Genomic DNA, 13,692 nt, shown 5'->3' with positions numbered 1-13,692 from the left:
TCACACCTGTGAACGCCGGGCTTTTCATATGTAATGCGATCTGTTGCTTGAAATGGATTCCCTGTAGGAGCGAGCTTGCTCGCGATGGTCGTCAACGATGACGCTTGAAACCTGACACCCCGTGGCGTTCTCAGGTCCATCGCGAGCACGCTCGCTCCTACAGTGAGTTCATGTCGACCTATAGATCGCATTCCATGCGAAAAGCCCGGCGCTCGCGTGTTGTCAGCTTTTGGTTTGCAGGCGCACAGCAAGCACATCGCAAGGCGCGCCATGCAGCACGTCATTGGCGGTGGAGCCCAGCAGCAGTGCCAGGCCGTGCCGGCCATGGCTGCCCACCACGATCAGGTCGCAGGTTTGCTCCTTGGCCATCTGGTGAATTTCCTGGCGTGGCTGGCCGTAGGTCAGGTGGCAGTTGGCGCCTTCGAGTTCGGCGTATTTGTGCTTGAGGCGCTCCAGTCGCTCCTTGGCCTGATCGAACTGCTGCTGTTGCAGTTGTGACAGGTCCATCGGCACGTCGCCGCCGAAGGCCATGGCCATCGGCTCGACAATGTGCACCAGTGACAACTTCGCGCCGTTGCTCACCGACAGTTCGCGAGCGCGGTGGATCACAGGGTCGCACTCTTCGGTCAGGTCTACAGCGACCAGAATATGGTTGTAGGGCATGAGGTGCTCCTCCTGAGGGATGCAATATTGGTAAGTATGGCTGGTTTCAAGCGCATTGGTTCCAAAGTGACACAATGGGCTCATCAAGAATCGGGAGTACAGATATGACGGTCTGGATAGTGGTGTCAATCCTGCTGGTGGTACTTAGCCCGCTGGCATGGTTGCGCCCCTCGCGCGCCCAGAGTGGGCGTATCGCCCTGCGGATGGAGGCCCGGCGCATCGGCCTGGCCATGCAACTGGCGCCCCAGCAATGGCCGCACTGGCTGAGCCAGGAGCCGCCGAGCCCCTGCGCCCAGTACCATCGCCCGCGACGTGGCAGTCAGCCGGCGTGCTGGAGTTACTGGCAAAAATCACCGGGTGTCTGGGTGAATCAGTGGCAGGAAATCTGTGAAGATCGGGCGCTGCTCGATCATTTCGAAAAATTGCCAGGCAATGTCTTCAAGGTCGAGGCCGACAGGCAAATAATCGCCTTGTATTGGGGCGAGAAGGGCGAGGCCGAGGTGTTGCAACAGATCGATGTCACCCTCAAGGCACTGGCCTGAAACCGGGTCCCCTGTAGGAGCGAGCCTGCTCGCGATGGTCGTCAACGATGACGCTGGCAACCTGACACCCCTGCGGCGTCCTCAGGTTCATCGCGAGCAGGCTCGCTCCTACAGGAAGCGATCAGGCAATAAAAAGCCCGACAACTTCATCGGGCGGGTTGGCCAGGCAGGCCGGTAAAACGGTGTGGGCTGATCTTACGCTGGGCATTCGCCAAAGCGTTCAACTTTTTCCCCTGGTTTCGCCAGCGTAGCGTGTTAAACACGGGCTGCAGCGAATTAGGGCGAATTTTCTAACAATTGATTCTATGAATGACCTTGCATGCTCAAACGTGTTTAAGGTCTTCGCAGTACGGAAATGACCGGAAAGTCGCGTTTCAACCCGTTTTTCAGGCGATTGACAATTGTCGGAAATTCCGTGAAGGTGACGTACCCAAATCAAACGGGCGTATGAATTGAGCGTTTGTATTTCAGACCGCTCCTACAGAATCCCGACTATCGCGTTGGCGGGTGTGCCGGGGGAATGGGCGTAGCATTGACGATCAACGTCCCTGCCAAGCCATTCGCCTGCGTCCGACGTGTACTGTTCAGCTTCCATATCGTGGAGATCAGTTGATGATTTACGAAGGTAAAGCCATCACGGTTAAGGCTCTTGAAAGTGGCATCGTCGAACTGAAGTTCGATCTCAAGGGTGAGTCCGTCAACAAGTTCAACCGTCTAACCCTGAACGAACTGCGTCAGGCCGTAGACACCATCAAGGCAGATGCTTCGATCAAGGGCGTGATCGTCAGCAGTGGCAAGGACGTGTTCATCGTCGGCGCCGACATCACCGAATTTGTCGACAACTTCAAGCTGCCGGATGCAGAACTTGTTGCTGGCAACCTCGAAGCCAACAGGATTTTCAGCGATTTCGAAGACCTCAACGTCCCGACCGTCGCCGCAATCAACGGCATCGCGCTGGGTGGCGGTCTGGAAATGTGCCTGGCGGCGGACTACCGCGTCATGTCCACCAATGCCAAGATCGGCCTGCCGGAAGTCAAGCTGGGCATCTACCCGGGCTTCGGCGGTACCGTGCGCCTGCCGCGCCTGATCGGTGCCGACAACGCCATCGAGTGGATTGCCGCCGGCAAGGAAAACCGTCCTGAAGACGCGCTGAAAGTCGGCGCTGTCGACGCAGTGGTTGCTCCTGAGCAGCTGCAGGACGCCGCGCTGGAACTGGTCAAGCGCGCCATCTCCGGCGAGTTCGACTACAAGGCCAAGCGCCAGCCGAAGCTGGAAAAGCTCAAGCTGAACGCCATCGAACAAATGATGGCTTTCGAAACCGCCAAAGGTTTCGTGGCTGGTCAGGCTGGCCCGAACTACCCGGCGCCGGTTGAAGCGATCAAGACTATCCAGAAAGCCGCGAACTTCGGTCGCGACAAGGCGCTGGAAATCGAAGCGGCCGGTTTCGTCAAGCTGGCCAAGACCTCTGCTGCGCAGAGCTTGATCGGCTTGTTCCTGAACGATCAGGAACTGAAGAAAAAGGCCAAGGCCTACGACGAAATCGCCAAGGACGTGAAGCAGGCCGCCGTACTGGGCGCCGGCATCATGGGTGGCGGTATCGCCTATCAGTCGGCTTCCAAAGGCACGCCGATCCTGATGAAGGACATCAACGAGCACGGTATCGAGCAGGGTCTGGCCGAAGCCGCCAAACTGCTGGTTGGCCGCGTTGATAAAGGTCGCATGACCGCCGCGAAAATGGCCGAAGTGCTCAACGGCATCCGTCCAACCCTGTCTTACGGCGATTTCGGTCACGTGGACCTGGTGGTGGAAGCTGTCGTCGAGAACCCGAAGGTCAAACAAGCGGTACTGGCTGAAGTTGAAGACCAGGTCAAGGAGGACACCATCCTGGCGTCCAACACCTCGACCATTTCCATCACCTTGCTGGCCAAGGCCCTCAAGCGTCCGGAAAACTTCGTCGGCATGCACTTCTTCAACCCGGTGCACATGATGCCGCTGGTGGAAGTGATCCGTGGCGAGAAGTCCAGCGAACTGGCCGTAGCGACTACCGTTGCCTACGCCAAGAAAATGGGCAAGAACCCGATCGTCGTCAACGATTGCCCGGGCTTCCTGGTCAACCGCGTCCTGTTCCCGTACTTCGGCGGTTTCGCCAAGCTGGTCAGTGCCGGTGTGGACTTCGTCCGTATCGACAAGGTCATGGAAAAATTCGGCTGGCCGATGGGCCCGGCCTACCTGATGGACGTGGTCGGCATCGACACCGGTCACCACGGTCGTGACGTGATGGCTGAAGGCTTCCCGGACCGCATGAAGGACGACCGTCGCTCGGCCGTCGACGTGCTCTACGAAGCCAAGCGCCTGGGCCAGAAGAACGGCAAGGGCTTCTACGCCTACGAGACCGATAAGAAAGGCAAGCAGAAGAAAGTGGCCGACCCGTCGGTACTGGAAGTGCTCAAGCCGATCGTTTACGAGCAACGCGAAGTCACCGACGAAGACATCATCAACTGGATGATGATCCCGCTGTGCCTGGAAACCGTGCGTTGCCTGGAAGACGGCATCGTCGAAACCGCCGCCGAAGCCGACATGGGTCTGGTCTACGGTATTGGTTTCCCTCCATTCCGTGGCGGTGCGCTGCGCTACATCGACTCGCTCGGTGTGGCAGAGTTCGTTGCCCTGGCTGACCAGTACGCTGATTTGAGCGCGCTGTACCACCCGACCGCGAAGCTGCGCGAAATGGCCAAGAACGGCCAGAGCTTCTTCGGTTAAGCGCCCCCAACTAGAGTGAGAGTGAACTTATGAGCTTGAATCCTAGAGACGTCGTGATTGTCGACTTCGGTCGTACTCCGATGGGCCGCTCCAAGGGCGGCATGCACCGCAACACCCGCGCCGAAGACATGTCGGCGCACCTGATCAGCAAACTGCTGGAACGCAACGTCAAGGTTGACCCGAGCGAAGTCGAAGACGTGATCTGGGGCTGTGTGAACCAGACCCTGGAGCAGGGCTGGAACATTGCGCGCATGGCGTCGCTGATGACCCAGATCCCGCACACCTCGGCCGGCCAGACCGTCAGCCGCCTGTGTGGCTCGTCCATGAGCGCTCTGCACACTGCTGCGCAAGCGATCATGACCGGTAATGGTGACGTCTTCGTGGTTGGTGGCGTCGAGCATATGGGCCATGTGAGCATGATGCACGGTGTCGATCCGAATCCGCATATGTCGCTGTACGCGGCGAAAGCCTCGGGCATGATGGGCCTGACCGCGGAAATGCTGGGCAAAATGCACGGCATCACTCGCGAGCAACAGGACGCTTTCGGCGTGCGCTCCCACCAACTCGCCCACAAGGCGACCGTGGAAGGCAAGTTCAAAGACGAAATCATCCCGATGCAGGGCTACGACGAGAACGGTTTCCTGAAAACCTTCGACTACGACGAAACCATTCGTCCGGAAACCACCCTGGAAAGCCTGGCGGCCCTGAAGCCGGCGTTCAATCCGAAGGGCGGCACCGTGACAGCCGGTACCTCGTCGCAGATCACCGATGGTGCTTCGTGCATGATCGTGATGTCGGCGCAACGCGCACAGGACCTGGGTATCCAGCCTCTGGCGGTGATTCGTTCGATGGCGGTGGCAGGTGTGGATCCGGCAATCATGGGCTATGGTCCAGTACCGGCCACACAAAAAGCATTGAAGCGCGCAGGTCTGGGCATCTCCGACATCGACTTCTTCGAGCTCAACGAAGCTTTCGCCGCACAGGCCCTGCCAGTGCTGAAAGATCTGAAAGTGCTCGACAAGATGAACGAGAAGGTTAACCTGCACGGCGGCGCGATCGCCCTGGGCCACCCGTTCGGTTGCTCCGGTGCGCGTATCTCCGGCACTTTGCTCAATGTGATGAAGCAGAATGGCGGCACCTTCGGGGTGGCCACCATGTGCATTGGTCTCGGCCAAGGCATCTCCACCGTCTTCGAACGCGTTTAAGCGTCTCGTTGATGGAAGCCGGGGCCAAGTGCCCCGGTTTTTGTTTTTCCGGATTTATTTTTGTTTTTATTTTGAAAACACTTGAGTGAGGGCCAAAGCATGCCGATACAACCTGGGCTCTACCAACATTACAAAGGTCCGCAGTACCGCGTATTCAGTGTTGCGCGGCATTCGGAAAGCGAAGAAGAAGTGGTCTTCTATCAAGCCCTGTATGGCGATTACGGCTTTTGGGTGCGTCCCTTGAGCATGTTCCTGGAGTCCGTCGAGGTTGACGGCGAACAGGTGCCACGCTTTGCTTTGGTGCAGGCCGAACCGAGCATTTTTCCGCAGCCATAAGGGGAGTGCGCGCAGAACCCTGCGCTTGACCTCACCTTGTAGCCACTATATATAGCGGTGCCGCGTCAGGCGCCAATCGCCTTTCACTTCTCGAATTCAGGAATTTTCTGATCCATGGGCAAATCGCTGGTCATTGTGGAATCCCCGGCTAAGGCCAAGACCATCAACAAGTATTTGGGCAACGAATACGTGGTGAAGTCGAGTATCGGCCATATCCGAGACCTGCCCACCAGCGGTTCGGCTAGCGCCAGCAAAGAGCCAGCCGCCAAGCGCGGCAAGGCTGCTGCGGGTGAAGTGCCGGCACTGTCGCCGAAAGAAAAAGCGCGCAAGCAGCTGGTCGCGCGCATGGGTGTCGATCCGGATCATGGCTGGAAAGCCAAGTACGAGATCCTCCCGGGCAAGGAAAAAGTCATCGAAGAGCTGCGCCGGCTCGCCAAAGATGCTGACACCATCTATCTCGCAACCGACTTGGACCGCGAGGGGGAAGCCATTGCCTGGCACCTGCGCGAAGCCATCGGTGGTGACGACAGCCGCTACAAGCGCGTGGTGTTCAACGAAATCACCAAGAAGGCGATTCAGGAAGCCTTCTCAAAGCCGGGCGAGCTGGATATCGACCGCGTCAACGCCCAGCAGGCGCGTCGTTTCCTCGACCGCGTCGTGGGTTACATGGTTTCGCCGCTGCTGTGGGCCAAGATCGCCCGTGGCCTTTCCGCCGGTCGCGTGCAGTCGGTTGCGGTAAAACTGGTGGTTGAGCGCGAGCGCGAAATCCGTGCGTTCAACCCGGAAGAATACTGGGAAGTCCACGCTGACCTCGGCACCGCCAAGGGCGCGACTGTGCGCTTCGACGTGGCTCGCGAGAAAGGCGAAGCCTTCAAGCCGCTCAATGAAACCCAGGCCATGGCCGCGCTGGAGAAGCTCAAAGCTTCCAGCTACAGCATCGTCAAGCGTGAAGACAAGCCGACCAGCAGCAAACCGTCGGCACCGTTCATCACTTCCACCCTGCAACAGGCCGCAAGCAACCGCCTGGGCTTTGGTGTGAAGAAAACCATGATGATGGCCCAGCGTTTGTACGAAGCCGGCTACATCACCTACATGCGTACCGACTCCACCAACCTTTCGGTCGATGCGGTGGCGATGGCGCGTACCTATATCGAAGGCGAGTTCGGCAAGAAGTACCTGCCGGAGACCCCGAACGTCTACAGCAGCAAGGAAGGCGCACAAGAGGCTCACGAAGCGATTCGTCCCTCCGACGCCAATACCGAGCCAAGCAAGCTATCGGGCATGGAGCGTGACGCTGAGCGCCTCTACGAACTGATCTGGCGCCAGTTCCTCGCTTGCCAGATGCTGCCGGCGCAATACCTGTCGACTACCGTCACCGTGGGTGCCGGCGACTTCGAGCTGCGCGCCAAGGGCCGCATCCTCAAGTTCGACGGTTACACCCGTGTCATGCCGCAAATCGCCAAGCCGGGCGACGACGATGTATTGCCGGACATGGCCCAGGGCGACGCGATGAAGCTGATCAAGCTTGATCCGACCCAGCACTTCACCAAGCCACCGGCACGTTACTCGGAAGCCAGCCTGGTAAAAGAAATGGAAAAGCGCGGCATCGGTCGTCCTTCGACCTACGCGGCGATCATTTCGACCATCCAGGACCGTGGTTACGTGGCGCTGCACAACCGTCGTTTCTACTCGGAAAAGATGGGCGATATCGTCACCGAGCGTCTGGCCGAGAGCTTCTCCAACCTGATGGACTACGGCTTCACTGCTGGCATGGAAGAGCATCTCGATGACGTGGCCCAGGGCGAACGCGACTGGAAAAACGTGCTCGACGAGTTCTACGGCGACTTCAAGAAGAAACTCGAAGTGGCCGAAAGCCCGGAAAGCGGCATGCGTGCCAATCAACCGGTGATGACCGACATCCCGTGCACCACCTGCGGTCGTCCGATGCAGATTCGTACTGCGTCGACCGGCGTGTTCCTCGGTTGCTCGGGCTACAGCCTGCCGCCGAAAGAGCGCTGCAAGGCTACCGTCAACCTGGTGCCGGGCGATGAAATCGCCGCGGACGACGAGGGTGAGTCGGAGTCGCTGGTGTTGCGTGGCAAGCATCGCTGCCCGATCTGCAGCACGGCGATGGATGCCTACCTGCTCGATGAGAAGCGCAAGTTGCACATCTGCGGTAACAACCCGGATTGCGATGGCTACGAAATCGAAGAGGGCACCTATCGCATCAAGGGCTATGAAGGCCCGAGCCTGGAATGCGACAAGTGCGGTAGCGAAATGCAGCTCAAGACCGGCCGTTTCGGCAAGTTCTTCGGTTGCACCAACGCGACCTGCAAGAACACGCGCAAACTGCTGAAGAGCGGCGATGCGGCACCGCCGAAGATGGACCCGGTGAAGATGCCTGAGCTGAAGTGCGAAAAGGTCAACGACACCTACATTCTGCGCGACGGTGCATCAGGCTTGTTCCTGGCCGCCAGCCAGTTCCCGAAAAACCGCGAGACTCGTGCTCCGCTGGTGATGGAAATCATCCCGCACAAGGACGAGATCGATCCGAAGTATCACTTCCTCTGTGAGGCGCCGAAGAAAGATCCGGATGGCCTCCCGACTGTGATTCGTTACAGTCGCAAGACCAAGGAACAGTACGTGCAGACCGAGGTTGACGGTAAGCCGACTGGCTGGAAAGCGTTCTACGACGGCGGCAAGTGGGCGGTTGAAGATAAACGTCCGGCAGCCAAGGCTTAATGCCGCCAACCCCCCTGTGTAGGAGCGAGCTTGCTCGCGATGGACCTGAGAGCAACGCGGGCATTCTGAAGGCCCGCGTCATCGTTGACGACCATCGCGAGCAAGCTCGCTCCTACAGTGCGTACAGTGCGCAAGGCCGCATGACCACCCTCGGGTGTTCATGCGGCCTTTTTGTTGGGGCGCTTTGCACATTGCGCTTTACGTTTTTTGCGTTTGTTGTAGGAGCGAGCTCGCTCGCGAAAAACACAAGGACTGCGCGTTAATCCAGAATGTACGCGTTATCGTTGACGTTCTTCGCGAGCGAGCTCGCTCCTACAGTATCGGCATCGGCAGAGGACTTGCGGTTTGCCTGGCTGATCCACGACACTGTCCAACCTGCATGAAGCAATTATTTCGTTGTGGAGGCTGCCGTCATGGCCCACGAACTTTATACCCGCACCAATCAGAAGATTTATTTCGCCGGCCTGTCGCTGGAAGCACTGGCCCGCACTGAAGAGGGGCGGGCGATGAATTCGCTGGCGCTGATCCAGGCGGGACGCGAATCCGCTCTGTTTCACCTGTACGGCGCGCTGTTGGGGCTGTGTCACGAAATCGCCGGTTACTATCGCTTGCCTCAGGCCAATGCGCCCCGTGCAGAGTTATTGCTGACTCGCGAGGTGCTGGATACCATCGCCATTCCGGAAATGGCTGAGCTGGTCGAGCTGGCCAATAACCCGGAGACCTGGCTGGCCAAACTCCTGGCCGCCCATGCTGCGCTGTTTCAGCCGCCGCGCGCGCCGCACAAGCCGAAAGGGGACGTGACCCAGCCACTGATTCAGGCGGTCAATCTGGATGAAGAGGACGCGCCGCAGGAACTGAGCCGGGAAGAGCTGGAGAGTTGGCGTCAGAACCTGAAAGGCTTGGCGATCCGGTTTCGTGAAGGGTTGAACGAGTGCTGACGCACACATTTGGGTAATGACATCTGGTCAAGATCCCAAGCGAAGCCCGAGCGATGCCTATATAATCCCCGCCTTTCGTGGAGAACAGTCCTTTATGCCAACGTCCTTTCTAGAAATTGTCGAGTTACCAGACGGCCGTATCGAGCTGCGCAGGGCCGAGGACGAGGGTTCTCTGGTTACTTTGGATTTCTCCGAGGACGCCAAGGCGTTCCTGCAAGGGCAGCACGTGGAAGTCGCCAAGGCGATGTTGAGCGTGGGTGTTCAGATGGCAGGTCGCCTGGTTGAAGGCGAATTCGACAAGGACGAGGGGTCGCGGGTGCTTCATTGATCCCCGTCTGTCGTTTTTCTTGATATCGCTACTCATCGGCTTCTCAGTCCCTCGAGAAGCCTCGCGCGGTGAAGCACACGTTTTGTCTGTCAGTCAGCCCAGTCGAATATTCAGGCTCTGAGCGTCCCCGGTGCGGGCGGCGCTGATCAGTTGTTGCCGCGATTGCGGGCTCAACGGGTTGATCCAGCTGACCACCGTGTGGCTGCGACCCAGACGCAGCGCTTCGCAGGTCAGTTGCTGGGCGCTCTGGGTGCCCCGCGGTTGCAGCAACAGAATGCGCTCGCGGTTGAGGCCGGCATCTCGCAACCAGGCTTGAGTCAGGCTGGCGGGTGGCGCGATCAGTGTCAGCCAGCGTGCATCCTGGTCCTGGCTCAATTCCCTGAGGATCGGTGCCAGCAGGCTCAGGCAGTTCCCGGCTGCACCACGCAGTGACAGCTCACTGAAAACGTCAGGTTCGGCGCTCCAGGGGGACTCGACTACGTCTTTCAGAATCGGCGCCAATGGCTGTGCCATGAACGCTTCGAACAACGGCAGTTGGGTTTGCTGTGGTGATGTCTGTGGGAACTGCATGGTGCCTCCTTTAGCGGCGAATGACGCCGACACTCAAGCCTTCGATCACCAGTTCCTGGTCTTGAAGGTTCACTTCAATCGGGGCGAACTCGGGGTTCTCGGCGATCAGCCAGACTTTGCTGCCGTCACGCTTGAAGCGCTTGACGGTCACTTCGTCGCCGATTCGCGCCACCACGATCTGGCCGTTACGGGCTTCGCGGGTGGTGTGGACCGCCAGCAGGTCACCGTCGAAAATGCCGATATCCTTCATGCTCATCCCATGGACGCGCAGCAGGTAGTCGGCGCGCGGATGGAAGAAGGCGGGATTGATGTTGCAGGACTCTTCGATGTGTTGCTGCGCAAGAATCGGGGCGCCGGCTGCGACCCGGCCAATGATCGGCAGGGTGGAATCGTCGGCCTTGGCTTCGAAGCCGGGGATGCGAATGCCACGGGAGGCGCCAGGCGTCATCTCGATTGCACCCTTGCGGGCCAGTGCCTTGAGGTGTTCTTCCGCCGCGTTGGGTGATTTGAAACCCAGTTCCTGAGCGATTTCCGCGCGGGTCGGCGGGTAGCCGTTGTCTTCCAGGCAGCGTTTGATGAAGGCCAGAATTTCGGCTTGGCGTGGCGTCAGCTTTAGCATATTGATCGCTCTGTTTTTTTATACAGTGACTGGGATTATATACAGTGAAGCGGTCTTGGCAATGCCCCTTTTTTCAGTGGCCGCCGGACGGTCAATCAGGCAGTGGATTGAAGCTTCGCCGTTGTGTGGTTAAATGTCTGACCGACCATTCCCGAAACGAACTGCCAGGCTTGACAAGGCGCAGGCTGAAACGTATGTTTCAAACAAGTGTTTGTCAGGCGGAGTAGCCATGGCCCAGTCGGAAACCGTTGAACGCATTCTCGATGCTGCCGAGCAGTTGTTCGCGGAAAAAGGTTTCGCCGAAACCTCGTTGCGCCTGATCACCAGCAAGGCCGGTGTCAACCTGGCGGCGGTGAACTATCACTTCGGTTCGAAGAAGGCGTTGATCCAGGCGGTTTTCTCGCGGTTCCTCGGGCCGTTCTGCATCAGTCTCGATAAAGAGCTGGAGCGGCGCCAGGCCAAACCTGAAATCAGGCCGACACTCGAAGAGTTGCTGGAAATCCTCGTCGAGCAGGCTCTGGTGGTGCAGCCGCGCAGTGGCAACGACCTGTCTATCTTCATGCGTTTGCTGGGACTGGCGTTCAGTCAGAGCCAGGGGCACTTGCGTCGTTATCTGGAAGACATGTACGGCAAGGTGTTCCGCCGCTACATGATACTGGTCAACGACGCGGCACCGCGTATTCCGCCCATCGAGCTGTTCTGGCGCGTGCACTTCATGCTCGGTGCTGCGGCGTTCAGCATGTCCGGTATCAAGGCGTTGCGGGCGATTGCTGAAACCGACTTCGGCGTGAATACCTCGATCGAGCAGGTCATGCGTCTGATGGTGCCATTCCTGGCCGCCGGCATGCGTGCCGAATCCGGTGTGACTGACGCGGCCATGGCCACTGCCCAGTTGCGTCCACGCAGCAAATCGACACCGGTTGTCGCCAAGGTTTAACCGCACACGGGTGGGCGCGGCAGCCGACATCCGCTAAGCTAGCCGCCCATGCCGACTCTCGTTCTGAACCCGTTTTCCATTGATATCGCCGACCTGCCGGGCACAGCGCCCGGCGGCGAATTCGTGTGGGCCGGGTTTTCTGTTATCAAGGAATTTTTATGACTGCTGGCTTGCAAGGCTCGTTGATGGTGGACGTCGCCGGTACCTGGCTGACGGCTGAAGATCGCCAATTGTTGCGCCAGCCCGAAGTGGGTGGCCTGATCATCTTTGCCCGCAACATCGAGCATCCACGCCAGGTGCGTGAATTGAGTGCGGCGATCCGCGCCGTCCGTCCCGACTTGTTGCTGGCTGTGGACCAGGAGGGCGGTCGTGTGCAGCGCCTGCGCCAGGGTTTCGTGCGCTTGCCCGCCATGCGCGCCATCGCCGACAACCCGAACGCCGAGTACCTGGCCGAGCAGTGCGGCTGGATCATGGCGACCGAAGTGCTGGCCGTCGGCCTGGACCTGAGCTTCGCCCCGGTGCTCGACCTCGATTACCAGCGCAGTGCGGTGGTGGGTACCCGTTCGTTCGAGGGTAACCCGGAGCGCGCCGCTCAATTGGCCGGTGCATTCATCCGCGGGATGAACAGCGCAGGCATGGCGGCCACCGGCAAGCATTTCCCCGGTCACGGCTGGGCGGAAGCGGATTCCCACGTCGCGATCCCGAATGATGAGCGCAGCCTCGACGAGATCCGTGCCAACGACCTGGTGCCGTTTGCCAAATTGAGCAAGCAGCTGGCCGCGGTCATGCCAGCCCACGTTATTTATCCACAAGTCGATACCCAGCCCGCTGGTTTCTCCCGCCGCTGGTTGCAGGACATCCTGCGTGGCGAGTTGCAGTTCGACGGGGTGATCTTCAGTGACGACCTGTCCATGGCAGGCGCCCACGTGGTCGGCGATGCCGCCAGCCGTATCGAAGCGGCGCTGACTGCCGGTTGCGACATGGGCCTGGTGTGCAACGATCGAGCGGCCGCCGAACTGGCCCTGAGCGCTGCCCAGCGTCTGAAGGTCAAGCCTTCCGAGCGCATTGCGCGGATGCGCGGCCAGTCGTTCGCCAGCACCGAATACCGTCAGGACCCGCGCTGGCTGGCCGCTGTCGGCGCACTCAAAGAAGCTCAATTGATTGATTAAGGACTGTTCGTTATGACGGTTTACGCGATTATCGGTGGCACTGGCCTGACTCAACTCGAAGGCCTGAGCATTCGCCAGTCACTGGCAGTGGACACGCCTTATGGTGCACCTTCGGCCGACATTCAGATCGGCGAGTATGCCGGCAAGGAAGTGCTGTTCCTCGCGCGTCACGGTCATCCCCATCGTTTTCCGCCGCATCAGGTCAACTACCGCGCCAACCTCTGGGCGCTGAAGCAGGCTGGGGCGCAAGCGATTCTCGCAGTCAATGCCGTGGGTGGAATTCACTCAGCCATGGGCACCGGGCATTTCTGCGTGCCGCATCAGTTGATCGACTACACCAGCGGTCGTGAGCACACCTACTTTGCCGATGACCTGGAGCAGGTCACCCATATCGACTTCAGCTACCCCTACAGCGAACCGTTGCGCCAGCAACTGATCGCGGCATTGGCGGTGGAAGGTGTTGGCTACAGCAGTCATGGCGTGTATGCGTGCACTCAAGGGCCGCGCCTGGAGACAGTGGCTGAAATCGCCCGGCTGGAGCGCGATGGCTGCGACATCGTCGGCATGACCGGTATGCCGGAGGCCGCCCTGGCCCGGGAACTGGAACTGGATTACGCCTGTCTGGCGCTGGTGGTGAACCCGGCGGCGGGCAAGTCGACGGCGGTGATCACCATGGCCGAGATCGAGCAGGCATTGCATGACGGCATGGGCAAGGTGAAATCGACGCTGGCGCGGGTGCTCAAGGGCTGAGTCAGGCTTGGTTCCGCGTTGCGTCCTTCGCTGGCAAGCCAGCTCCTACAGGTTTGGTGTCGTTCGCAGATATTGTGTTCGACGTGCTCACTGTAGGAGCTGGCTTGCCAGCGAAGAGGCCGGTTCAGGCGCC

At 59.3% G+C, this 13,692-nt stretch carries 13 protein-coding genes; 10 read left to right on the top strand and 3 right to left on the bottom strand.

Translation table 11 applies throughout. The features are described 5' to 3' along the window. Nucleotides 1-222 precede the first annotated feature (222 nt). The gene (locus AC1DKH_RS19315; protein WP_477763434.1) at nt 223-663 is read right to left on the bottom strand and encodes a universal stress protein; all 441 of its coding nucleotides are present in this window, start codon (nt 661-663) and stop codon (nt 223-225) included. 104 nt (nt 664-767) lie between these two features. On the opposite strand from AC1DKH_RS19315, the gene AC1DKH_RS19310 reads away from it, so the two are divergent. From AC1DKH_RS19310 to AC1DKH_RS19280, 7 genes are all read left to right on the top strand, one after another. After that, nucleotides 768-1,205 (top strand): hypothetical protein, encoded by a 438-nt coding sequence (locus tag AC1DKH_RS19310; RefSeq protein WP_477798964.1) that lies wholly within the window; start codon nt 768-770, stop codon nt 1,203-1,205. A gap of 612 nt (nt 1,206-1,817) precedes the next feature. Further along, entirely contained in the window at nt 1,818-3,965 is a 2,148-nt protein-coding gene (gene fadB, locus AC1DKH_RS19305) for a fatty acid oxidation complex subunit alpha FadB (protein ID WP_477798963.1), read from the top strand. Between the two features lie 29 nt (nt 3,966-3,994). Next, nucleotides 3,995-5,170 (top strand): acetyl-CoA C-acyltransferase FadA, encoded by a 1,176-nt coding sequence (gene fadA, locus AC1DKH_RS19300; RefSeq protein ID WP_053160736.1) that lies wholly within the window; start codon nt 3,995-3,997, stop codon nt 5,168-5,170. A 99-nt stretch (nt 5,171-5,269) separates the two neighbouring features. Then, nucleotides 5,270-5,506: a DUF1653 domain-containing protein gene (locus tag AC1DKH_RS19295; RefSeq protein WP_477754640.1), complete on the top strand. Its 237-nt coding sequence runs from the start codon at nt 5,270-5,272 to the stop codon at nt 5,504-5,506. A gap of 114 nt (nt 5,507-5,620) precedes the next feature. Next, on the top strand, nt 5,621-8,248 hold the full coding sequence (topA, locus tag AC1DKH_RS19290) for a type I DNA topoisomerase (protein ID WP_477798962.1): 2,628 nt from the start codon (nt 5,621-5,623) through the stop codon (nt 8,246-8,248). Between the two features lie 413 nt (nt 8,249-8,661). Beyond that, nucleotides 8,662-9,186 (top strand): DUF6586 family protein, encoded by a 525-nt coding sequence (locus AC1DKH_RS19285; RefSeq protein ID WP_477798961.1) that lies wholly within the window; start codon nt 8,662-8,664, stop codon nt 9,184-9,186. A 94-nt stretch (nt 9,187-9,280) separates the two neighbouring features. Next, nucleotides 9,281-9,514 carry a hypothetical protein gene (locus tag AC1DKH_RS19280; protein ID WP_015095953.1) on the top strand — a complete coding sequence of 78 codons (234 nt, stop codon included), beginning with the start codon at nt 9,281-9,283 and terminating at the stop codon, nt 9,512-9,514. Between the two features lie 93 nt (nt 9,515-9,607). Here AC1DKH_RS19280 and sulA read toward each other — a convergent pair whose 3' ends face one another. Both sulA and lexA read right to left on the bottom strand, forming a co-directional pair. Next, nucleotides 9,608-10,084, bottom strand: a complete 477-nt coding sequence (gene sulA / locus AC1DKH_RS19275; protein ID WP_007991406.1) for an SOS-induced cell division inhibitor SulA — start codon at nt 10,082-10,084, stop codon at nt 9,608-9,610. 10 nt (nt 10,085-10,094) lie between these two features. Further along, nucleotides 10,095-10,703, bottom strand: a complete 609-nt coding sequence (gene lexA, locus AC1DKH_RS19270) for a transcriptional repressor LexA (protein WP_007995278.1) — start codon at nt 10,701-10,703, stop codon at nt 10,095-10,097. Nucleotides 10,704-10,932: 229 nt separating this feature from the next. Between lexA and AC1DKH_RS19265 the strand changes: the two genes are divergently transcribed. The 3 genes from AC1DKH_RS19265 (at nt 10,933) to AC1DKH_RS19255 (ending at nt 13,559) form a co-directional block, all read left to right on the top strand. Next, nucleotides 10,933-11,640, top strand: coding sequence for a TetR/AcrR family transcriptional regulator (locus AC1DKH_RS19265; protein WP_477798960.1), 708 nt, complete (start codon nt 10,933-10,935; stop codon nt 11,638-11,640). Between the two features lie 158 nt (nt 11,641-11,798). Continuing rightward, nucleotides 11,799-12,809, top strand: a complete 1,011-nt coding sequence (gene nagZ, locus AC1DKH_RS19260; RefSeq protein ID WP_477759921.1) for a beta-N-acetylhexosaminidase — start codon at nt 11,799-11,801, stop codon at nt 12,807-12,809. A gap of 12 nt (nt 12,810-12,821) precedes the next feature. Continuing rightward, on the top strand, nt 12,822-13,559 hold the full coding sequence (locus AC1DKH_RS19255; RefSeq protein ID WP_477798959.1) for an S-methyl-5'-thioinosine phosphorylase: 738 nt from the start codon (nt 12,822-12,824) through the stop codon (nt 13,557-13,559). The last annotated feature ends 133 nt before the right edge of the window (nt 13,560-13,692 follow it).

This window comes from Pseudomonas sp. 05L36 (genome assembly GCF_056398125.1).
Note: the sequence above shows the minus strand (reverse complement) of the source record. Positions and strands in the feature narration are given on the sequence as shown.